Source organism: Dyadobacter frigoris (assembly GCF_005280585.1).
GTDB classification, from domain to species: Bacteria; Bacteroidota; Bacteroidia; order Cytophagales; family Spirosomataceae; genus Dyadobacter; species Dyadobacter frigoris.
On sequence record NZ_SZVO01000004.1, the window covers coordinates 138,614 to 161,880 of the forward strand.

Genomic DNA, 23,267 nt, shown 5'->3' on the forward strand with positions numbered 1-23,267 from the left:
GGCTAAAAATAAACAATTACTTCCCGGTTGTTGCGGCATTTCCAGAACCTAATAATCCGTGATAATAAGCCATATAATAAGGCAGTAAAAAGAAAGTGCCTTCATGTTCCTCGTGTCCGTTGCCCTCGGAAGCGAGTAAGGCAAAACCATCGCGATCCTGGCGTACATGTCCGCGCTCGTCTACCGGTAAGGCGTAACTATCTGTCCTCCATCCAATATTTTCATTTTGTAAAGGCGAAGAATCAAAAACAACATCCAGACGGTGCGTATTATCGATCGTATAACCGATCAGATCCAGCGGGATTTTTTGCAGATTTTCAAGGATGAATTCTGATTTATTGCTGGCTTTATACATGCTTTTAACAACTTTCGGGGCGTAAAGCCTGTTTTCAGGAAACAGATTTTTACTTTCAAAATATTTCTGGTCAGCTAGTTCTGTGAAACGGTTAGCGAGCGAAGCATAAATCGCATCCCAAAACGCATTTTTCTGCTTGCTGATATGCTGCCAGGCAATTTCCAGCGACTGGCGATACATTAATAAAAGCGAAGGATCGGTTTCGTAATTGATCAATCCGTACATGCTCATCAAACAAAGGTTATTGTCCCAGGGCACCACATTTTCCGGTGGAAAAAACTCTTTTGGATGCATGGCATTGATGTGATAATTGTATTTATCACGGAGGATTTTTGCTTCCTTATCATATTTCACATCTCCGGTCACATGTTTTGCAACATTCAGAAATGACAACATAATCATCGAGTTCAACCCGCGCTGATCATATCCATAAACTGAATTGAAATATTCAGGTGAAAAATCGCCCCAACGTGTCACTTTTCCATCGTGATCAACAAGCTTGTAACCGTGACGGATCATGTGATCCATGATATCACCCACAACTTCACGAACTTCTTTTTTTTCTTCTTCTGTTTTAGCAACCAGATCGTAATAAATTCCGTAAAAAAAGAAATGTCCGGCCAGCTCGTCGGAACTGGTATCACACTTCCATAAAAATTTGCCGTCTTTGCTTTTTGGGAAACGGGGATAAATATTCTTCCACATCGGATCGCCCTGCTGATGTCTCAGGTTTGCTTCCTGACTGTAAATTTCGTTCACAGGTTCACGCCAGTCGACCGGGATAATGACACGTGCCGGAAATCCTTTTTCATGAGTAATATCCACCAGCCATTTGCACGCTTTGAAACTTCTCACTGCTAATGCTTTTGCCTCCAAATCACCCGTAGCCGCATATCTGAATGCATTTGCCGCACCATACATAGCAGTATACATGCCGTCATTATCTGAAATAGCAACTTCGGAAGAGGCCGGATTAAACTGTTCTTTCAAATGGCTAGGAGCAACAAAACCCATCCGGTTATGTTTTTCTTCGACCTGTTTGGTGAAAATTTTTGCTTTATCTTCCAGCGACATTTCAGCCGGTGTTATCTGGCTGATTCCTTTATTTGTGGCAATCCATGCAGTTCCGTCATTTTGAACTGAAATATCGTTTACATGATCATCAGCCATCCAGCGACGGCTGAAACGGTATTTGAAATAATCATTTTTGACTTCAATAGCGCCTTTCTCGGTTCCAAACCAGACAATTCCGTCTGGTCCGGCAGCGGCGCAGGTAAATTTGTTATAAGGCAATCCTTCCTTTCCTGTAAACAATTTCCAGGATTTACCGTCCAGGCAACCAACGCCTTCTTCTGCGCCAATCCAAAGTCTGCCTTTAGAATCAGTAGCCAATGCGGTAACATTTTTTAGTGACCAGTCGTATTTATCACTTTCCGGGAAAATTCGTTCGGTTTTTTTGCCATTACTAACAAAGTAAAGTCCTTCATCACAACCAACCGCATAACCGCCTTTGAAAGCAATTGAGGAAAGTACTTTTCTGCCCGGAATTATGTGTAATTTTTTTGGAGATTTCAACAGAGAATTTTCTGCTGCTGCCCATTTTCCATTTTGAAACTGAAATTTTTGTTTCAGGATTTCGGCAATAGGAAGTCCGTTTTGGAAATATATTTTATCGACTTTTCCTTCCGGCAGTCCGTCTTTCACGGAATGTATCTTGACAACTTCCTGAATAAATTTTTGATCCCCGGCCGATTGGGCAGATAAATAAAACGGAATAAGGAGCAACCAGAAAAATAAATACTTCATGCAACATGCGGTTATAAACATTGCCAACCTTGGCAATCAATAGCATTATTACTTCTTTGGCGGATAAAGAGACTATGATCTGACCTGTAATCATCTCCCAAGTGAAATTAAATTTGAAAATATCCGGTAGGCTCCCGGAACACCGGCAGGTAACTGCCGGAACCAGCTCATGGTGGTATATACATAATTTCCCTTGCCATATTTGGCTATCAGGATTCCGCTGTCGAGTTTCTCACTGCCCGGATCATTGCAGGAAATCACGGCTTCATACTTTTCAGACCAGCTTTCGGGTTGGTATAAACTGCGTTCCTGCACCCAGCCGTCGAAATCTTTTTGGGTTATCTTATTTGGATAATTAAGCGCCTGGCAATCCGGTTTCAGAAAACGGACTTCCGCACCTTCCACCGTCACTCGTTTGCTTGAAAACTTGAAAGGGTAGGGGCCGAAATCCTGCATCAAAAGTCCCTGATCAGAATTGTACTGGACAATTAAATTGCCGCCATTTTCTACATAATGCAGCAAAACCGGATTAATCACTTTCAGTCGTTCCACAATATTATAGGCCTTTACTCCAATGACAACCGCGTCATATTTTTGAAGTTTTTCATCAGAAATGTCACTGTCTTCTAATAAAACGACGTTATAGCCGATCTGTTGAAGACTGGCGGGAACAAGGTCGCCGGCTCCTTTAATATAACCGATCAATCCGTTTGTTTTGCTAATTGTAACTTTCACCACTTTGGCTTTTGCCTGCGGAAAATAAACCTGCGAAGGAATGTGGTTGTAATTGATCAAGCCCAGACTTCTGTCGTAAGCTTTATTTTCGAAACTCGCCTCTGCAATAATTTCACCCTCGCTGGCTTCCTTTGGTGGAAACAGTTGGAAATCTGCACATTGTTCCGCACCTTTTGTTTTTAGTTTAAATGCAAAAGAAGAAGGAGAGACACGCCAGCCGTCGGGAATTTTTAGTTTTATATCTCCTGCAACGTTATCTTTTCCGGCTTTAACAACCACGCTCACTTTTTTATCAATCTGTCTGTCAAACAAATAGACCTTTTCATTAACCGAAACATAAACAGGTGGCGTTATGGCAACAGGCTGATAAACTTCTCCAAGTATCGGATCTGTTTTTTGATAAATTACCGGGATGTTATAGTGGACGAAACTTCCGGCAATATCCAGATTAAAGGTCAGTTCTGCCACCGGTTTATTTTCCGGAACGCCTCTTTCCTGTTGTTTGTCAATATTAAAAAGACCAGCAGAGCCATTTTTACGCAGCCAGTAAGGTTGTGAATACTCGGTATTTTCCGGAATTTCGATAGAATCCGAAAGTATAAAATCCTGATTATTCGCCAATTCGGAATTGATGATGGAGTCCTTCTTACCAAATGGGAAATTTATCTTTTTTATCGTAACCGGGATTGAAGAACGGTTAATTGCTTCAATCTGAAACTGCATTTTTTGTCCCGGCGTGTAGGAATTGTCTGTTGATGTAACCTGAATAAATAATCCAAGGGCATCCTGAATCACTTTATTTAAATCCTGTAATTTTGTCTGTTTCCAGTAACCATCCGGCAGTTTTTCAAGCGCGGTTTTTATTGCCAAAAGCTGTGGGACAACCCGTGACGGATTGGTAAGTTTGAAAGAATCTTCTGCTTCCAAAATGAGTTTGCTAACTTCCTGAGCGCCTTTTACACGTGTCCAGTCTGTGGAAACGCCATCCATTAAATCATGACCAGCTTTTTCACCTTTCACATGTTTGAAATATTCGGTCAGCGTTCCGCGGAAACCCACAGTGCCAAATCCCTGACTTCTGTGCAAACTGCGGCTTTCTGCTGCAATTTCGCCATATGATTTTCCAAGCAAAGGATTGAAACCGCCTACATCCACTTTGATATATTCTTCTGCTTCTTTTTCATCCACTTTATCTCTTCTCTGATTCCACCACATACCTGCGTTCCAAACCAGACGTTTTGCTTTCCAAATCGGTACAAATTGCAGCTGTTCAGGAAATTTTGTAGGATCTCCTGCCTCTTCAAATGCTTCTTCAACAAGAAGGGCGGAGGCGATATGTTGCCCGTGACCTGCTCTTTCATCAGGAGGAAAACGGCTGATTATTAAATCCGGTTTAAATTTCCGGATCACCCAAACTGCATCAGAAAGGAGTTTTTCTTTGTCCCAGATCGTGAAAACTTCTTCTGCACTTTTTGAAAAACCAAAATCAACGGCACGGGAAAAAAACTGCTGTCCGCCGTCAATTTTTCTTGCCTGCAAAAGCTCTTGGGTTCTTAATATGCCGAGATTTTCCTTCATCTCACTACCAATCATATTCTGGCCGCCGTCACCGCGGGTCAGGGAAAAATAGGCTGTGTTATAAAGTTTTTCATTGGCCATGTAAGCTATGAGCGTAGGATTTTCATCATCCGGATGTGCTCCGAAATAAAGTACATTTCCAAGCACATTCAGTTTTTGGATGCTTTGAAGAATTTTGGAAGATGAAGGTTTATATAGCGTCTGTGCGTGCAGCTGGATGGGAGTCATAATCTGAATCAGTAAAAATCCTGTTAGCAAAAATCGTTTCATACCTGGTTGCATAAGTTTCGCATATTTATTCAGCATGAGCTGGTTTGCCCGGGTTTACACAAAGCGGAGGAAATATATTTACCGCTTTCAAGTGCAATATACTCAATTTGATTTACAGTCTATAAAGTTAATAGGATAAGTATATAAATTAATAAAATAAAAATCCCGGAGCGCAATTCCATTAAGGAAAACAGCACTCAGGGATTTCCCGATTCTGACAATATTGACTTTTACCAGCCTTTTATCTGGCCTCCTTTAAATTCAGTTTCAGCTACTTTTGCTACTTCGTCAGACTGATACGCTTTCACGAAATTTTTGACTTTTTCCTGGTCTTTATTATTCTCGCGTGATACAATCAGGTTCACATATGGTGAGTCGCTGTTTTCAACCATAATACCGTCACGCTTTGCGGTTAGTCCAATTTGGCCGGCAAAAGTATTGTTGATTATGGCTATAACGACTTCTTTATCGTCCAAAGATCTTGGAAGCTGCGGAGCTTCCAGTTCCAGGATTTTCAGTGATTTTGGATTTTCAACGATGTCCGTAACCTTTGGTAATAAGCCAACGCCATCTTTCAATTTTAACAGACCGTATTTCTGTAAAAGGAGGAGGGAACGCCCCCCATTCGTCGGATCATTTGGAATGATGATCGTACTTTCAGGTTTCAATTCTGAAATGTTTTTGATCTTTTTGGAATAACCAGCAATCGGATAAATGAACGTTTTTCCAACGATGGCCAGTTTATATCCGCGTTGTCTGGCTTGCTCATCCAGATATGGTTTATGCTGAAATGCGTTTACATCAATATCGCCCTGATTTAATGCTTCATTTGGCATCACGTAATCCGTAAATGCAACAAGCTCAACTTCCAGGCCATATTTCTCTTTGGCAACTTTTTGAGCAGCCTGAGCAACTTTAAATTCCGGACCGGCCGAAACACCCACTTTTATAAAATTCGGATCTTCTTTTTTAGAGTTTCCAGAGCAACCCAAAAGTGTTATGGAAGCTGCTATCGATAAAAAGAGAGAAAGGTTTTTTAATTTAAAAAGCATAAATTTTTATTTAAAGTATTGTTAATGAATTACATATTATGTTATCTGTGATCCACACTTTTTGAAATCCGGTCTCCTGAAAACTGAATTAGGAAAACCAGCAAAACGAGCAAAATCAGGACGGTATTCATGATTACAGCATCATAACCAATGTAACCATATTGATACCCTATTTGCCCCAAACCGCCGGCACCAACTGCGCCACCCATGGCGGAGTATCCAACGAGTGTAATTAAAGTAATCGAAGCGGTATTGATAAGAGAGGGAAGTGCTTCCGGAAGTAACACTTTCCAGACAATCTGAAAAGGTGTTGCGCCCATAGCTCTCGCAGCTTCAATAAGTCCGGACGGAACTTCGATCAGGCTATTTTCCACCATTCTGGCTATAAAGGGAGCGGCTCCGATACTGAGCGGAACGAGCGCTGCACTTACGCCGATGGATGTGCCAACCAATGCTCTGGTGAAAGGTATCATCCAGACAATCAGTATTATAAAAGGAATTGAACGGAAAATATTAACCACAATCGATAGTATGCGGTTGAAAATTTTATGTTCTAAAACCTGTCCCTTTCGTGTCAAAAAAAGAAGAATTCCGACGGGTAGTCCCATGGCAAAACCAAAAAATCCCGAGACAAAAGTCATCACCACCGTTTCCAGCGTTCCTTGCAGCACGAGGGTTGTTAATGAATCATACATAACCTACAATTTCTACTATAATGTGTTTATCAATAAAATAATTAATTGCGTCCTGGCAGTTTTTTGCATTTCCGGAAAGCTCGATCAGTATTACGCCAAAACTTGCTTCGCCGGCCTGATCCATTTGTGCCGTGATAATTTTTGTATCTACATTAAACAAACGGGCGGCTTGTGATAAAATCGGTTCGTCGACAGATTTTCCGGTTAATTCCAGTTTTAATAGCGGATGCTGATTTTTTGAACTTGTAGTTTCCAACCGGTTTTTATACAAAACCGGTACTTCGATATTTAAAGACGAAGCAATAAATTCCTTTGCAAGTTCTGTTTTAGGATGAAGAAAAATATCTCCGACTGAGCCCTGTTCGATCAGTTTGCCATTACTGATTACCGCCACGGAATCACAAATGGATTTTACCACATTCATTTCATGCGTGATCAGCAAAATCGTGATGCCAAGCCGCTCGTTAATATCCTTTAACAAATTTAAAATGGACTTTGTCGTGCCCGGATCCAATGCGCTTGTCGCTTCATCGCAAAGTAATACTTTAGGATTGCTGGCAAGTGTCCTCGCAATAGCGACCCGCTGCTTTTGTCCGCCGGAAAGATTGGCCGGATAGTCGTCCGCTTTTTCCAGAAGTCCAACCAGTTTCAATAAATCATAAACCCGTTCTTTGATCTTGTCTTTCGGCATGCCATCCAGTTCCAGTGGGAAGGCAATATTTTCAGAGACGGTTCTGGAAGAAAGCAGATTGAAATGTTGAAAAATCATACCGATATGTCTTCTTTCCTTAGCAAGCTGCGAAGAAGCAAGATTGGTAAGATTGACGCCATCCACAATAATTTCACCCGAAGTTGGTTTTTCGAGCAAATTCACACAACGGATCAGGGTACTTTTCCCGGCTCCGGAAGTTCCTATAACACCAAAAATTTTTCCGGCTGCAACGGTTAAGGAAACGTTGGAAAGCGCATCAATTTGTTTGTCTTTTTGATAAAAAGTTTTTGTAACATTCCTTAATTCTATCATTTCTTAGCGGCAGGTCAGTGCAATAAATGGTGCAATTTAAGCAAACTTACTCTTGAAATACCTAAACTTTCGATTTACTATATTAAATAAGTAGACTATGTTTTTTGCTTATTAATAAAACTTCGGAAAATTATATTTTCTTCATAAATCATTTTTCAAAATTGCTTTTTCGGGCTTGAAATGGCGAAATTAAAATGGCTTTGTGGTATGTAACCGGATTAGTTGTTTGAAACTCTACTGATTTTATAGAGTAATAAAATTTCATCACATATATTTGTCCTACGCTTAACCAGCAAATAATTAAAACCACCTTGATTAGCTTGAACATTTCACCGGCAAAAGCCGGTGGTTTGCCAGCATGCCCGGTTGATTGTCAACTATTGATTTGTCAGGTCTAATCAAAACAACGTAATGAAGAAAATTACCATATCAGCCTTGTTCTTAGTTATTTCGATAAGTTTTTCATGCCGTACAAAAATTTCTGAGGAACCTTCTGAAAAAGATGTGGAGAGAATTCATGAATCGGCCATTACGATTGATACCCACATTGATATTCGTGATGATTTTGATGCCAAAGGAAACGATGCCGGAGCAGAAACGGTGGATCAGATTGATTTATTCAAACTTGAAAAAGGACAGTTGGATATTGCTACTTTGGCACTTTTTGCAGATCCGTTGCGACGCACACCTGAAAATATTACTCTTGCCCGGAAACAAGTGGATTCCAAACTGGCTGTGATTGAAGATTTTGTCAACAAACATCCTGATAAACTGGAATTTATAAAATCATCGGCCGACATAGAAAAAACGGTGAAAGAGAAAAAGCATGGAATTTTACTAAGCTTTCTCAATGCGCTTTCACTGGGGAAAGATACTTCACTTATTGAGCATTATTACAAGCAGGGAGTCCGGCTTTTTGGTTTTGCACATGCCGGAAATAACGACTGGACGGATTCTTCACGCCCCAGCGAAAGCTTTGGTGACAAACCTGACGAAGCGGGCGGTTTGACTTTAACCGGTAAACTTGCCGTTCCCATTTTAAATCGTCTGGGTATTATCATTGACGTTTCGCAGCTAAGTTCAAAGGCACTTACCCAGACATTGGAACTTAGCAAAGCACCGGTCATTGCGTCACATTCCGGTCTTAAAAGTGTGGTTGATAATACCCGGAATCTTTCAGATGATGAATTAAAAGCAATTGCTGATAAAGGTGGTGTGGTCCACATTGTTGCTTTTGCGGCTTATCTAAAAGATACGGTCGCGTTTAAGGAAGATTATCAAAAGAAAATTTTTGAACCGCTTGGACTAAAAGCCGGAAAGGATAATCCTAAGGAAAAGCTGGATTCGGCGGGATATGCAAAGTATAAAGCTGCTTATCTGGATTTTTCCAGAAATGAGTGGAGGTATGCAACATTGTCAGAATATATCAATTCGGTAGACCGTGCTGTCAAACTGATTGGTATTGATCATGTTGGTTTCAGCTCCGATTTTAATCATGGCGGCGGTGTCAAAGGATATGCGAATGTGGGCGAGGGGCTGAACATTACAAGAGAATTGGTTAAAAGAGGTTATTCAGAAGAAGATATTAAAAAGCTCTGGGGCGGCAATTTCATCAGAGTATTTAAGGAAGTAGAAAAACACGCTGTGCAGAAACAGTTGCTTGTCGAAGCAAAAAAGTAAACGACAATTTTAAACCTTCATCATAAAAAAACAAACGTATGAGCACTTATCAAATCAACGTAATTTATCCAAAGACGGTCAGTCTTTACAGAATAACGTCTCTTGTGGAATCTGTTAGTGGCACAAAAATCCAGCATCTTAATTTTACAAGCCAGGGAAAGGATTATGTAGGAACGCTGATTGTTGAAACATCTGACAGAATTGGCTTTGCGTCCATTGTTAAATTAATGCGGGCCAGCAAAGGATTACTTTCGGTTGTTGAACATCAAAATGTAGCCTGATCTAAAAGGGCCAGGCTACATTTCTTGAAAGGCTTGTTACCCTTTGAAAATAAAATAAACGGCCCCGACTAAAAGCGCAAATCCGATCAGGTGATTTTTTGTGAATTGCATATTTTTAAACACAACCACAGAAAAGATCATAAAAATGATCAGCGTAATCACTTCCTGAATTATTTTCAGCTGCACCAGAGAGAACGGGCCGCCCATTTCGGATGAGCCGATCCGGTTGGCCGGAACCTGAAAGCAATATTCAAAAAATGCCAGTCCCCAACTTAAAAGAACAATAGCCCAAAGCGGTGTGGTACCGTGTGGACCGTCTTTATTGAAAAACTTCAAATGCCCGTACCAGGCAAGTGTCATAAAAGCGTTGGAAAGAATCAGCAATCCAATCGTGTAGATGTATTTCATCATAATAATTTTAAAATGTATAAAGCAACAATTATGCCGCTATATACATTTTAAAATTGGATCGGATCCGGTATTTAAATGAAAGGTTTGTTGAAAATTTTACACGATTATTCGTGCAAGGTTTATGAAACTTTGGGTCAGATCTTGAACGGAATAATCACCTTCACACTGAAATTTCTGCCCATATTAAAAACACCCATTCTGCCGGTGACATTGTTGACTGCCGTATATTTCAGGCGGCTCAGATGGTTCTGGTAAGCTACGTCGGTTATGTTATTGGCTGATAAAAAAATACTTAAAAATGTTCTTTGTTTACTAACCAGATCACCGCCAAGTCCTGCGTTGAGCAAACCATAACCTGCTGTTTTTGTTTCTGTATTAAAACCTGTAAAAGGGTGATTTTGAGCAAAAGTATTGTCCAGTTCAAGTTTCAGATAAGCGTTTCGAAGCTTTTTATTTTTCTTTCCAAATTCAGCTTTTATCGTGTTGATCAATCTTCCGGAAGGTATTAACGGAAGGTTTTTACTGCCATCCTGTTCTTCGCTCAGTGTTGCCCGCACATAGGAAAACGTGCTTTGGATGTGCAGCCAGTCAAGTGGGTGAGGGTGTATATCAATGCTTATTTCACCTCCATAAAGATTCGCTTTATTTTGGGCATATTGATAAGCGATGAGTTTTTCATTTCCGTCCAGTACAATAGAATCTGAGCCTGAACCAGATACCAGTTTTCGGTAATAAATAAAATTACTGATGGAATTATAAAAAGCATAAGCCGAAAGCGTAAGATGTGATGTCGACATTTCTATGCCGCCATCCAACTGAAGACTTGTTTCGGATTTTAAGTTTTGCTGACCATGAACGTAACGGTTAGTTCCTTCATGTGCGCCGTTGCTTGCCAGTTCGGGAATATTGGGAGCGCGGAATCCTCTGGCGATATTAAATTTCAGGGTAGCAGCTTTTGATAAAGTATAACTCAAACCTCCGCTGGCCGATACATTGGAGAAATTTCTCTTAAAATTTTGAAATTTCAAAACCTCATCGATGGATAATGCATTGCTGTTCAGGAATCTGGTATCAAACCGGATCCCGCCGCTGATCGTTAATTTGTCAATTCTTTTTTGGGTATAAAAAAATACACCGGCGTCAAAAAGAGAATATTCCGGGATCAAAGCTTCAACGCCTTTATTCCGGTTCATCTGCTGCATTCCGTTAATTCCAATAGAGTTTTTCCAACCGTTATTTTCTGAAAAATGATATCGAATGTTGTAGTTTATCGTACTCAGATCAAAATATAATGCTTTTTCTCCCGGATCGAGAACATTACCAAATTCTTGTCTGCGGTTGCGCTGGTAGGCAATTGTGGCGGCCAGACGGTTGTTCCCAAGATAAAAACTGTTATCCGTCGCCAGTTTAAAATGTTTTATTTTTTGATAGGGAATGACAGGATCTGAGGTATCAAAATCTTTTGAACCAACCGTAACCTCTTCTTCTGTTCCGTTGTTATTCACAACTTTTGTGAATTTTCCGCTAACAGCGTCCCGGTCCCCCTCAATTAATCCAACAGTCTGATTAAAACGTGTCAGGTACAAATGACTGAATCCCCAGCTTTTGTTAACTCCGATGTAGGTACCGAAGTTTTTCTCATTGAAATTAGAATTGAAAACCTTTCCGTCGTATTTATTTTTATAATCCGCGGCTGCTTTGTAAGTACCGTTTAATCCCCAGACCAGACCGTTTTTATTCCCGTTTACTTCTCCATGCACACCGCGCAAATTGTTATTTGACTGATAGGCAGTTAAAATACTTCCGCTGGTTTCTCCCTCCGACGCAGGTTCAATGGAGGTGAAATTGATCACGCCCGCCAGTGCATCACTTCCATACATAATCGATGCCGGGCCTTTGAGCACTTCGGCCCGGTTGATACTGTATTCGTCAATTTCGACACCATGTTCGTCTCCCCATTGCTGGCCTTCCTGCCTGATCCCGTCATTGACAACAACCAGCCGATTATAGCCAAGTCCGCGGATAATAGGTTTGGAAATCGCAGCGCCGGTAGAGACCTGGGAAACGCCGGGAATCTTTGTCAGTGCGTCAATAATATTGGTGGAAGTTCCTCTGTTTAGGTCTTGTTTTTTGATAATCGTTACAGGAATCGGCGTACGTTTGACCGAAGTTGCCGAAGAAACGCCGGTAATTGTAACCGCTTCTGCTTCCACAGCCGTGGGCGACAGCGTGAAATCTTTTGTCATATTTCCTTTCAGCTCAATCGTTTCCAAAATTGAACTGAAACCTACAAATGTAACCTCGATCAGATATTTTCCTTCGGGCAGATTTTTGAAAGAATAAACGCCTTGCGCGTTTGTTGTTCCTCCAATTTTTAAGTCGGGAAAAATGATGGACGCGCCTGGCAGAACTTCTCCGTTTTCAGAATTTGTGATTTTTCCGTTTAAAAAATTTTTAACATTTTCAGGAGTTTGCAAGCGGTTATCCGGCTTAACCTGAGCCTGCACGTTTAAATTAAATATGATTCCTGCAATAAGAAATAGAACTTTCACTAAATCAGACTTCATATTTTACATTTTAGTAAGGTTTGGACTTAAATTACATAAATTATTCACAGATTACCGACCTTATTGGTGATCAAAAATCACTTTGACCGCAAATTATTTAAGGGATTTTCTCACCTTCAACCTCTATTGTTATGTGGAAATATTATGCCGTTTTATCGGCACTTTTCGCTGCTGCAACCGCTATTCTTGCTAAAATCGGAATTAAAGGAATTAACGGAAATGTGGCTACGGCAGTCCGTACCGTTGTTGTGGTTTTCATCGCCTGGGGAATTATTCTTGCCAGCGGCGAAATCAGGGAGGTCAAAATGCTGAGCAAAAGTAATCTTCTCTTTCTGGCACTTTCGGGTGTAGCTACCGGACTTTCCTGGATATTTTATTTTAAAGCACTGGAAACCGGAAATGTTTCCAAGGTGGCACCAATTGATAAGTTAAGCGTAGCCATTGCCATGGGGCTGGCTTTTCTTATTTTAAAAGAACCGATTGACTTAAAAACACTGATAGGAGGATTGCTGATCGTTGCCGGAACTATTGTTATTATTTTATAACGATCTATTATTAATCCGGGAAATTGCTGGTTGCAGAATATCACAAACTATATTTGTATTAAGCCGGTGATACGGTTGAATGATCAAATTTATCAATACAAAACCCCAAAACGAGATGAAATTCTATTGCCTTTTTATATTCCTGTTTATCATTTTTCCGGTGTTTGCACAGGTGGTTACAGCGCCTGCGAAAATCTCCGCAACTGACCTTGATTATCGTAAAGACGGAAATAATTATCTGCTTGTAATTAAACGCGGACAACCGCTTATTGCCAGTTTGACGGCTTTTATGGAAAGTGAAAAATTACCAGGAGCGAGCATTTCCGGAATTGGAGCTGTTCAGCATGTGGAAATAGGGTATTACGACCTGGACGAAAAAAAGTATAAATACAAAAGATTTGAGCCATCCATGGAGGTACTTTCACTGAGTGGGAATATTGGATATTTTGAAAATAAGCCAATCGTTCATGCCCATATTGCGCTGGCCGGATCGGATTTTAACGTACATGGGGGCCACGTTAAAGAGGCAGAAGTGTCACTGATCCTGGAAATTTTTATTACGCCAACAACAAGACCAATCACGAGAGAATGGAATAAAGATCTTCCTGAACTGCGGACTATGACGACTGTTCGAGAGTAAAAATAGGGGTTCACGCAAAGCAAAAAAGATAAAACGCAAAGACCGTTAAGTTTTCTCTTTGCGGTCTTTGCGAAAACCTTTTTTGCTTTGCGTGAAATCTTAAAAAGTCTTTATTTGAACAAATTAAGCCAAAGCGAAGCCCTCAATCCAAGGTTACTACCTGACGGAGTGTTGACAATGTTTCGGAAATCATAGACATAAAAGGGCGAAAGCTGGGCCAGAATTCTTGATTTTTTATATTGAACACCAGCGCCAAACATTAAATTATGGAAAAAATTAGGTTTGGCATCGGTTTCAAAAGTATTCCTGCGTTTTGAATTATTCAGGTAACTTTCGAAATCAACCTGCTGATAAGCAGATAAATCCAGACTGGTTCCGGACTGTACAAATATGGAAATATTCTTTTTTAAGGGGATATAATATTTTAGGCTGATTGGTAAACTGACCACAGATGTTTTGATCGAAATGTCCTCAATCCTGTCAAATTTTGATGGAAGATAACTCCGGTACTGAACAAGGAAGAATTTTCCGGTAGCAGAATTATAATCTCTGAGTGCTTTATGATTTTCAGCTTCCAGCGTCGAAGCCTGAATTCCAAGAGAAATACCCAGGTTTTCGGCTGGGAAAAATTCAACAACCGGGCCAATTCCATAACTGTGAAGGGAAAGCAGACTTTCCATACCCAGGCGCGGCTGTAAAGAGGAAAGTTTGAAAGGTGGTCTTTTGGGTTTTATCACAGGAGCCGCTGTCTTTTTAGCAGAAAGGGAATCAACAAGTGCTGCCAGGACTTTATAATTATAAGCCTGAATTACCCGATTGGAATCGAGCAACATATTAAATCGATCTTCATCGGTTACTTTTTCGGTTGTATCTGCCTCAGTATTTGTTCCCGACTCGGTATTATGCGCAATTGAGCCTTTTTCTAAAAAAGTATTTTTATCAGCTTCCCGGTGATTTTCTGCTTCAGATGTTTTAGTTAGTAAAGTTTCTTTTTCTTCATGTATATCGTTTATTTCTGAATTACTATCTGATGTAAATACGGGAGTGTTCGTAGAAATTTTTCGATCAGGATCTTTTCCATTTTCCGCAAACCGATTGCGACCGTCAGGCGGCGAATCATAAAAATGCCGGTGTTCTATTATCGTTTTTTTGACAATATAAACAGTGTCCGTGAGGGCGACAGATTTATTTGTTTTGGTAACCTGATCAGTCTGGACAGATCCTCTTCCGGCATTATTTTCATAAGCCATATTCCTGCCGGGTTGATTACTTAATTGGCGGATCAGTTCCTGATTTTCCCGCAGTGTATAAAGTGTGGTAAACCAACCGGCCAGCATCATGGCTGCTAGTGCCCAACCGCCATATTGTTGTACCCAGGGGAAAAATCCGACAGCAGGCAATTTTTTACTGAACCGGTCCCATGCAGGTGGCTGATATTCCGGCCTGACAGATTCCAGATTCTTTTTTATTAGTTTATCGAAACGTTCACTAGACATAGTTTCGTGTGTTTATAGATCCGTTTGAGACCCAGTTAATGAGTAGTTCCTGTAATTTAATTCTGGCTTTGGCCAGATTGGAACGAGAAGTCCCTTCATTGATTCCAAGCATTCCTGCAATTTCGGCGTGCGAATAGCCATCAACGACATGTAAAGAAAAAGCTGTTCGGTAGGATGGGGGTAAAAACTGTACAACGGTCAAAATCTCTTCTGCCGATAACCGTTCGATAAGTCCTTCATCCTGACCTATATCGTAGGCTTCTTCAATATCAGCAAATGTTATTTCAGATTTATTCTTACGATAATGATCAATAGCTGAGCGTATTATTACCGTTCTGAACCAGGCATCAAATGGCTGGTCCGGATCATAATAACCTATTTTGTTTAAAATCCGGAGAAAGCCGTCATCAAACATTTCTTCTGCTTCTTCCCTATTGTCGGCATAACGCATGCAAATATTGATGCCAAAGCTATAATAAGCTTCAAACAACTGTTTCTGTGCGGCTGGTTTCTGATTGCGGCATCCTTCCAGTATTTCCGTCAATGGTAATGTTTTGGATCTTCTAAAAAGCACAGATTTGTCAATAAGTAAGTTCCACTATTTTCTACGCAAAAAAGCACTGCTTTCGTTGCCTGACAAAGGTAAATTTTTTTTTCTGTACAATCTCAGGCAACGGGGACACGAGGATTTTCCGTAAGTAATATTAGAATAGTTGTAATTGTCGGAATAAAATTAATAGGCTGTATGTCAATATATTATAATTAAATAGTAAGCAATAGCCCTCTTTACATATTTGGCCGCGGACGTTTAATATATGTCTGTAACCAGCCCAACCCTAACAATAAATTTTTTAATGAAACGTATTGCCGATTTTTTTTCAAGGGAAAACGTAATTTTATTTGTTTACATTCTGGTTAGTATCATTGTCGGCATTCAGAATTATGTCGGTGGTCCTTTGAAGTATAATAATTACATTATATTTCGTCAGTCGCTGTTTCATCTTTTAGGCAAAACAAATCTGCATCTGGAATATCCGAAGGAGTATTTTGATCTCTTTCTGTACCATCCTTCCTTTTGTATCATGTTTGCCCCTTTCAGTCTCATGCCCGTTGTGGCGGGGATGTTTTTCTGGCTGTTATTTTGTTCCCTTGCCCTCTTTTATGCTATACGAAGCCTTCCTCTTTCTTATAAAAACAAAATTTTTTTCTGGTGGTTTATTCTTCTGGAATTAAACACATCGATACACAATGAACAAACAAACCCGGTGATTGCGGCGCTGGGTTTGTTGACATTTTCTTTGTTGGAAAAAGGCAGGGTAAAATGGGCTGCGTTACTTCCTGTTATAGCTTTTTGTATCAAGGGGTACGGACTGATCTTCGCCGCTTTGTTTCTTTTTTATCCCAAACGCGGGGAGTATATTCTTTACTCGGTTTTCTGGCTTGTTGTCATGTCGCTTTTACCATTACCATTTGTCGGGACAGACTATTTTTTACAGATCTACCGGGATTGGTATACCTGTATGGTAGATGACCATAAAGTCAATTTCGGGCTCTCTGTCATGGGGCTTATCAAGTTATGGTTCCCTGCGTTTACAGACAAAGGTGTGATACGTGTGCAATATCTTGGCGTTGCCCTGTTTGCGGTTACCTGGATATGGACCCTTGTGAAACATAATTTTACCACGCAGCAAAACCGCTTTCTTTTGCTCGCTTATGCATCGCTATGGGTGATTATGTTCAATCATGCGGCCGAATCTCCCACGTATGTCATTGCCATTCAGGGTGTAGTTGTATGGTATTTTGCCAGCCGCGAAACATTGGGGCAATGGGCTGAAATTCTTGTTATCGGTGTTTTTCTGTTTAGTGTTCTGGCTCCGACCGACGTGTATCCGGCATCCTGGCGCCATGAATTTTTAGGTCCGAATCTGATCAAAGTAATTCCTTGTTTTATAGTATGGTTTGTATTACAATTTCAGTTATTAAGCCTTGAAAAAAAATAACCTCCCTCAGCTAATCAGTATCGTGCTTCCCTGTTACAATCCCGTTGACGGGTGGTGCCAGACACTGGAAAATAATATTACGGAGTTGAATGGCAGGCTGTCATCCAACCGGATTCAGTACATCATTTCTAATGATGGGTCCACACGACTGGATAAAAGTAAAGTATGCGTACTCACTGAGAGTGACAATGTTATCTTTCTTGATAATATGGTCAATGAAGGGAAGGGTTCAGCAATTCGTAAGGGGACAATGCGAGCGGATGGCGATATTATTATTTACACGGATATCGATTTCCCTTTTGGAACAGATCCGATTGTGGAAATGGTGAAGATATTTAATGAAAACCCGGAATGCTGGTTTGTGTATGGTAACCGTACGAGTGAATATTTTAAAAAGCTGCCTCTGAAACGTCAGTTGATTTCCAAAGGACTTCATCTGCTTAACCGTATTTTCCTTTCCGGGCACATAACAGATACCCAGGCGGGAATAAAAGGTTTGAGACGTGAAATCCTGCCGGAAGTACAACGTACCAAAACCAACACATTTGTTTTTGAAATTGAACTGATCAGAAAATTGATCAAGAAAAAGGTGGATATACAATCCGTAAATGTTTTCGCAAATCCCTCCATCATTTTTAGTGATTTCAGCCTGAAAGTTTTGTTCAGGGAAGCGGTCAGCCTTAGCCGTATTTTTATGATGAGCTGGGCATGGAACGATGCTTTATGAAAGAAATAAATCCATTATTAAAATTAATTTAACCTAGCTAAAAAGTCCTTTTCCCAGTGAAAGCCGGGAAAGGGCATCGAATTTTAGTTTTTTTGATAGAAACAAATCTGGCTTGTTTTAAATGTATTGATTGGTATAGTTAATTTAAAAACGAAATCGGCCGATTAATCTATAATAATTTTATCGCCATGCTAATTCCGATTTGAAACCGGAATTGGCATGGTTTGGTATTTTATTTATTCCCGTTTTCATTTTATCAAAACAAAAAAATGTTTTGGTAATCTATTTTTAATAAACTTACTTTGTCTATCAATATAGTAGGATATTGATCTTTTTATTAACCACCAGTAAGAAGAATATTTTGAACTTTTATTCTTATAACGATGGATACGAATTCTTCGCGGCAAAATGCTGTGCATCGGGTGGCCAACCTTTCTTCTGTTTATTTTTTGGTCTGTTGCAGTTAAGCCGGAATTTTGCTTTCCAATTTGCTTCCTGATTTATTGACGTTGGTTTGCGGTCAACTGTAAACCAGCGTTTTGTAAAAAAGCAATTGGATAGGGTCCTCAAATCGTACATTCATTTAAGTTTACGTATAGTCATTTAAGTTTCTTAAAAATACACTAGAAAATGAAAAGATCTCTTACCCGAAATTATAAACCCCAACTTATTCTATCAATCATTTTTGCCGCAGTTTCACCAATATTTGCCCAGCATGATCCGGTTCAGCCTTTTAAAGGGAAAATTGGAAAAACAATTGAAGAAACGGAACAATGGTGGCAGAAACAACCCGAAGCGAAAAAAGGCGCACCGAATGTAGTCTGGATTCTGTTGGACGATGTAGGTTTTGGCGCAACTTCTGCTTTTGGCGGATTGATACAAACGCCTAATTTTGAAAAACTTGCTAATAACGGTTTACGATATACCAATTTCCACACCACCGGCATATGCAGTCCGACAAGAGCGGCGTTGCTTACCGGCAGAAATGCACACAGCGTCGGGATGGGACATCATGCAGAATTGGGAATTGGAACGCCTGGATATAATGGAAATATTCCTTTTGAAGCAGGAACAGTTGCTGAAATTTTCAAAGAAAACGGCTACAATACATTTGCTTTGGGAAAATGGCATGGGAATCAGCCAAAAGATCTGACGATTGCGGGGCCATACAACCGCTATCCAACCGGGAGAGGTTTTGAACATTTCTACGGATTTCTGGGCGGTGCGACGGATCAGTGGCATCCGCAGTTGATTGAAGAAACTTCGCCGATTGATATTGAACCGAACACAAAACATTTGAATCAGCTGCTTACCGACAAAACGATTTCCTACATTGCCAACCAAAAATCGGCAGATGCAGATAAGCCATTTTTTATTTATTATGCAACAGGGGCAGCACACGCGCCTCACCACGTTTCGAAGGAATGGAGCGATAAATACAAAGGGAAATTTGACGGTGGCTGGGATCAGTATCGTGAAGAAGTTTTCAAACGGCAGCAGGCACTTGGCCTGGTTCCAAAAGGCACAAAACTTCCGCCACGCCAGGCTGGTATTAAACCGTGGGAAACGTTATCGGCAGATGAAAAGAAGATTTACGCGCGTTTCATGGAAGTTTATGCAGGATTTTTGTCTTACACGGATTACGAAGTGGGCAGGGTTACCAATTATTTGCAGGAAATCGGGCAGCTCGATAACACCCTTATTTTCCTGATCGTTGGTGATAATGGTGGAAGCAAGGAAGGAACTTATAAAGGAACAACCGGCATTGCAGAAAAATCAGAGGGGGGTGATGTTAAATTTTTACTATCTCAATATGATAAAATCGGAACAGAGTACAGCTTCCCTAATTATCCTCTGGGTTGGTCGCAGGCTACTAATACGCCGTTCCGTTACTGGAAAAGTGATGTGAATGCGGAAGGTGCTTCGCATACTACATTAATTGTCCATTATCCAAAAGGGATTAAGGAAAAAGGTGGATTACGGTCGCAGTACACGCATGTAACGGATATTTTGCCAACGACAATCGAACTGGCCGGATTGAAAGTTCCGGAGGTGATCAACGGTTATCCGCAGCGTCCGTTTCATGGAACTTCTTTGAATTATTCCATTGCTGATGCCACTGCTCCGACACGTCATACGCTTCAATATTACGAGTTACACGGCGGCCGTTCCATTTACAAAGATGGCTGGAAAGCCAGTGTTTATCATCCGCGAAATGTTTTTGGCGAAACTACGACCGATATCAATTTCATTGCCGATTTTAAAAGAGACAAATGGGAGCTTTATAATCTGAATGAAGACTATAACGAGATCAATGATTTGTCGGCAAAAAATCCTGAAAAGCTGGAAGAACTTAAAAAAGTTTTTGATGTAGAAGCGAAAAAATACGATGTGTATCCATTGAAAAATTTTCGGGCAGGACTTGCCGCGCCTGAAATAAAAGCGAAATCTGTGATTTACGAAGGCACGACGATAAAAACCCGGGTTTATGTTGGTAAAGGCGCGGTAACAATTACAGCAAATGTAGAAATAAAAAGCAAAAATCCGGAAGGCGTCATTTTTGCAAATGGTGGTTTGATAGGTGGAACGAGTCTTTTTATCAAAGATAATAAATTACAATATCTGCTTAACGACGGTGTGAATACGGTTTTATTAACCTCATCTAAAAATCTGGATGCCGGTAAAAACACAATACGGATTGAATTTGCTGACGATAAAAAAGTGGTACTTTTTGTAAATAATGAGAAAACGGCGGAGCAAAATATTATCAATAAAAACAATAAATATTTAAGCTCAGCTTCCGGAGACGGTTTCAGCACAGGTAAGGATTTGAATTCTCCCGTAACAAAAACATACAACGGAACCTTTGCTTTTTCTGATGTTGTAAAAAGTCTTGTAATTGATCAGGTAGTAGAGAAAGAAGATAAGGTTGGTCTTTTGGAAAAGAAATAATTGTAATTAATATCACATCATGAAAAAGTACCTGGTGTTTCCAATACTGTGCTTCACTGTTTTTCAAGCATCAGCACAGTCAATTAAAACAAAGCCAAATATCGTTATCATCATGGCAGATGATCTGGATAGCAAGCAGTTGAGCTGTTATGGCGGACAAAATCTTAAAACGACTAACATTGACGCGTTGGCTAAAAACGGCTTGAAATTCAATCATATCTATACTTCGGAAGCGATGTGTGTTCCTACGCGCGCTTCTCTTTTTACAGGTTTGTATCCCGTCAGGCATGGTTCTTTTCAAAATCACAAACCGGTTTATGACAATCTGAAAAGTGTCGGCCATTATCTTGCTGATCTTGGATATCGGGTTGGACTTACCGGAAAAGATCATGTGACGAAACCTAAATCTGTTTTTCCATTTGAAATTGTAAAAGGTTTTGAGCCTAATTGTGTTTCACCAACAGATGATTATCAACTTGAAGATGTAAAAAAATACATCACCCAGGACGAAAAACCGTATTGTCTTTTTGTGATGAGTATCAATCCTCATGCGCCGTGGACGGTTGGTGATACGACGGAATTTAATGCCAATAAATTAATACTTCCAAAAAACTGGGTAGATACAAAAACTACACGCGGACAATTTGTTAAATATCTGGCTGAGGTAAGAAGGCTGGATGATCAGGTTGGCGATATCACAAAATTGTTGAAAGAGACCGGACAGGATAAAAATACGATCGTAATATTTCTAGGTGAACAGGGTGCGCAATTTCCCGGAGCTAAGTGGAATCTTTGGGACGCAGGTCAAAAAAGTTCTATGCTCGTGAACTGGCCAGGAAAAGTAAAACCTGCTTCTCAAACCAATGCGCTTGTTCAATATGAAGATATCACACCAACGCTGATCGATATTGCGGGTGGAAAAGCGATTCCGGATCTTGATGGAAAAAGTTTTTTAGCGGTTATTCTTGGGAAGGCAAAAGAGGCGAGGGAATATGCTTATAGTATTCACAACAACATTCCTGAAGGTGATCCTTATCCAATCCGCAGTATTCGCGACAAGCAGTATAAGCTGATTTTAAACCTGACTGCCGACAAAGATTATTATAACCGGTTCATGATGAATCCGAAAAGTGTAGAACGTAATTCTGTCTGGTTTTCATGGGTGGATGAATTAGGAAAAGATCCTCAGGTTAAAAAAATAACGGACCGGTTTACAAAGCGTCCGGCAGTAGAATTTTACGATACAACAAAAGATCCATGGGAATTCCATAACCTGGCGAATGATCCGGCTTATCAGAAAACAATTGAAAAATTTAAAGAAAAGCTGTACGCTTGGATGAAACAGCAAGGTGATAAAGGGGCGGAAATTGATATTGTTTATAACAAAAAACCATAATGAATAGGTACTGTTTATTAGAGAAAATTGAATATTGAAATGTTGAAAAGTTGACACTTTAACTATTTTTAACCTGTTTTATGGTACATTCATAGCGAATACTAACTATATTTTTAACTACGTTTTGAATTATCATGTTTATGGTATTAATTTGTCTATAATTTTACTAGACTAATCGTTTCGCGAATAATTTGCAAAGGAAAAAGTAAGTAAATATTGTGCCAAAAATGAAGCTATTGAACTTCATTTTTGACGAATGATATTTAAAATAATAGGAGAAATGATTTACGAGAAGAGATTTATACTGACAGTGGGCAGAGAAGCCAAAATTATTCTAAAAGCAGATTTTCAAAAAAACAGTAATGAAGTAACGATCGATTTTGAATTTTTACTAAAAGATACGAACGAAAGTAATTTCCACGACCCAATAACGAGCAACCATCCGCAATACTGGAAACTTAAAAAGTCGACACCGGAAAAGGCGCAATTGTTGCAAATGGAATACAGTGGCGTTTCCAGAAAACAACTTTATTCGGCCATGAACGAATTTAAAAAACGGATTGGCCAAGGTTACAATATTCATTGTAATATGATCATTGAAGAAAAGATCAAGAATTTGAAAGGAGTCCGAATTAGTGCGCTGAACAGAACTTTGCTTACCCGGATGTAATCAGACTAAAATCTGAACCTGCATTTTCTGTCAAAACGGAAATAATTCCGTTTTGACAGTTTGTTTATTTATATTCCACATCGACTTCCCGGGCGTATAAAGCTAAACGGTTGTGGTATTGTACCCGATTTTTAATTCTATAAAACCCATTAAAACGATAGAATTATATGAAGAATTATCTTTCTTATTTAAAGGGTATTACGAAATTATATTTCTGTTAAGACCAGATATTTATAAAAATAATTTTAATAAATTGCATTAGATTGAAAATCCGGTAGGCTGAAATCCGGTGGTAGTGGTAGGCTGCATTCTTCTTTCAGTGGTAATAAATACAATGCTGTAAGTTTGTAATACGGCTTTTAACATCTTGTTTAAAAGTACTTTCAG

At 39.8% G+C, this 23,267-nt stretch carries 18 protein-coding genes; 9 read left to right on the forward strand and 9 right to left on the reverse strand.

The window, feature by feature from the left end:
- Nucleotides 1-16: 16 nt before the first annotated feature.
- The 5 genes from FDK13_RS09820 to metN all read right to left on the reverse strand — a co-directional run bounded on the left by FDK13_RS09820 (nt 17) and on the right by metN (nt 7,515).
- Nucleotides 17-2,161 carry a two-component regulator propeller domain-containing protein gene (locus tag FDK13_RS09820; RefSeq protein ID WP_137339814.1) on the reverse strand — a complete coding sequence of 715 codons (2,145 nt, stop codon included), beginning with the start codon at nt 2,159-2,161 and terminating at the stop codon, nt 17-19.
- Between the two features lie 90 nt (nt 2,162-2,251).
- On the reverse strand, nt 2,252-4,744 hold the full coding sequence (locus tag FDK13_RS09825) for a PIG-L family deacetylase (RefSeq protein WP_137339815.1): 2,493 nt from the start codon (nt 4,742-4,744) through the stop codon (nt 2,252-2,254).
- Nucleotides 4,745-4,974: 230 nt separating this feature from the next.
- Nucleotides 4,975-5,796: a methionine ABC transporter substrate-binding lipoprotein MetQ gene (gene metQ, locus FDK13_RS09830; RefSeq protein WP_137339816.1), complete on the reverse strand. Its 822-nt coding sequence runs from the start codon at nt 5,794-5,796 to the stop codon at nt 4,975-4,977.
- Nucleotides 5,797-5,837: 41 nt separating this feature from the next.
- Entirely contained in the window at nt 5,838-6,491 is a 654-nt protein-coding gene (gene metI / locus FDK13_RS09835; protein ID WP_137339817.1) for a methionine ABC transporter permease MetI, read from the reverse strand.
- Complete coding sequence (metN, locus tag FDK13_RS09840; protein ID WP_137339818.1) at nt 6,484-7,515, reverse strand: methionine ABC transporter ATP-binding protein MetN; 1,032 nt, start codon at nt 7,513-7,515, stop codon at nt 6,484-6,486. Before metN ends, metI begins: the two co-directional genes overlap by 8 nt.
- 411 nt (nt 7,516-7,926) lie before the next feature.
- On the opposite strand from metN, the gene FDK13_RS09845 reads away from it, so the two are divergent.
- Nucleotides 7,927-9,195, forward strand: coding sequence for a dipeptidase (locus tag FDK13_RS09845; RefSeq protein WP_137339819.1), 1,269 nt, complete (start codon nt 7,927-7,929; stop codon nt 9,193-9,195).
- Between the two features lie 38 nt (nt 9,196-9,233).
- Nucleotides 9,234-9,476 carry a hypothetical protein gene (locus FDK13_RS09850; RefSeq protein ID WP_137339820.1) on the forward strand — a complete coding sequence of 81 codons (243 nt, stop codon included), beginning with the start codon at nt 9,234-9,236 and terminating at the stop codon, nt 9,474-9,476.
- Nucleotides 9,477-9,512: 36 nt separating this feature from the next.
- On the opposite strand, the gene FDK13_RS09855 is transcribed toward FDK13_RS09850, so the two are convergent.
- Both FDK13_RS09855 and FDK13_RS09860 read right to left on the reverse strand, forming a co-directional pair.
- Nucleotides 9,513-9,884, reverse strand: a complete 372-nt coding sequence (locus FDK13_RS09855; protein ID WP_137340113.1) for a DMT family protein — start codon at nt 9,882-9,884, stop codon at nt 9,513-9,515.
- A 137-nt stretch (nt 9,885-10,021) separates the two neighbouring features.
- Entirely contained in the window at nt 10,022-12,454 is a 2,433-nt protein-coding gene (locus FDK13_RS09860; protein WP_137339821.1) for a TonB-dependent receptor, read from the reverse strand.
- Nucleotides 12,455-12,585: 131 nt separating this feature from the next.
- Here FDK13_RS09860 and FDK13_RS09865 point away from each other — a divergent pair, with 131 nt between their 5' ends.
- Nucleotides 12,586-12,999: an EamA family transporter gene (locus FDK13_RS09865; RefSeq protein ID WP_137339822.1), complete on the forward strand. Its 414-nt coding sequence runs from the start codon at nt 12,586-12,588 to the stop codon at nt 12,997-12,999.
- A 115-nt stretch (nt 13,000-13,114) separates the two neighbouring features.
- Nucleotides 13,115-13,639, forward strand: a complete 525-nt coding sequence (locus FDK13_RS09870) for a PPC domain-containing DNA-binding protein (RefSeq protein WP_170982761.1) — start codon at nt 13,115-13,117, stop codon at nt 13,637-13,639.
- 110 nt (nt 13,640-13,749) lie between these two features.
- Here FDK13_RS09870 and FDK13_RS09875 read toward each other — a convergent pair whose 3' ends face one another.
- Both FDK13_RS09875 and FDK13_RS09880 read right to left on the reverse strand, forming a co-directional pair.
- Nucleotides 13,750-15,135 carry a porin family protein gene (locus tag FDK13_RS09875; protein ID WP_137339824.1) on the reverse strand — a complete coding sequence of 462 codons (1,386 nt, stop codon included), beginning with the start codon at nt 15,133-15,135 and terminating at the stop codon, nt 13,750-13,752.
- Nucleotides 15,128-15,709, reverse strand: coding sequence for an RNA polymerase sigma factor (locus tag FDK13_RS09880; protein WP_229215995.1), 582 nt, complete (start codon nt 15,707-15,709; stop codon nt 15,128-15,130). Before FDK13_RS09880 ends, FDK13_RS09875 begins: the two co-directional genes overlap by 8 nt.
- Before the next feature lie 280 nt (nt 15,710-15,989).
- Between FDK13_RS09880 and FDK13_RS09885 the strand changes: the two genes are divergently transcribed.
- The 5 genes from FDK13_RS09885 to FDK13_RS09905 all read left to right on the forward strand — a co-directional run bounded on the left by FDK13_RS09885 (nt 15,990) and on the right by FDK13_RS09905 (nt 22,880).
- Nucleotides 15,990-17,135: a glycosyltransferase family 87 protein gene (locus FDK13_RS09885; protein ID WP_170982762.1), complete on the forward strand. Its 1,146-nt coding sequence runs from the start codon at nt 15,990-15,992 to the stop codon at nt 17,133-17,135.
- Nucleotides 17,122-17,862: a glycosyltransferase family 2 protein gene (locus tag FDK13_RS09890; RefSeq protein ID WP_137339827.1), complete on the forward strand. Its 741-nt coding sequence runs from the start codon at nt 17,122-17,124 to the stop codon at nt 17,860-17,862. Before FDK13_RS09885 ends, FDK13_RS09890 begins: the two co-directional genes overlap by 14 nt.
- A 630-nt stretch (nt 17,863-18,492) precedes the next feature.
- Nucleotides 18,493-20,814: a sulfatase-like hydrolase/transferase gene (locus FDK13_RS09895; protein WP_137339828.1), complete on the forward strand. Its 2,322-nt coding sequence runs from the start codon at nt 18,493-18,495 to the stop codon at nt 20,812-20,814.
- A gap of 19 nt (nt 20,815-20,833) precedes the next feature.
- Nucleotides 20,834-22,210 carry a sulfatase family protein gene (locus FDK13_RS09900; protein ID WP_137339829.1) on the forward strand — a complete coding sequence of 459 codons (1,377 nt, stop codon included), beginning with the start codon at nt 20,834-20,836 and terminating at the stop codon, nt 22,208-22,210.
- A gap of 280 nt (nt 22,211-22,490) precedes the next feature.
- Nucleotides 22,491-22,880, forward strand: coding sequence for a hypothetical protein (locus FDK13_RS09905; RefSeq protein ID WP_137339830.1), 390 nt, complete (start codon nt 22,491-22,493; stop codon nt 22,878-22,880).
- Nucleotides 22,881-23,267: the final 387 nt, after the last annotated feature.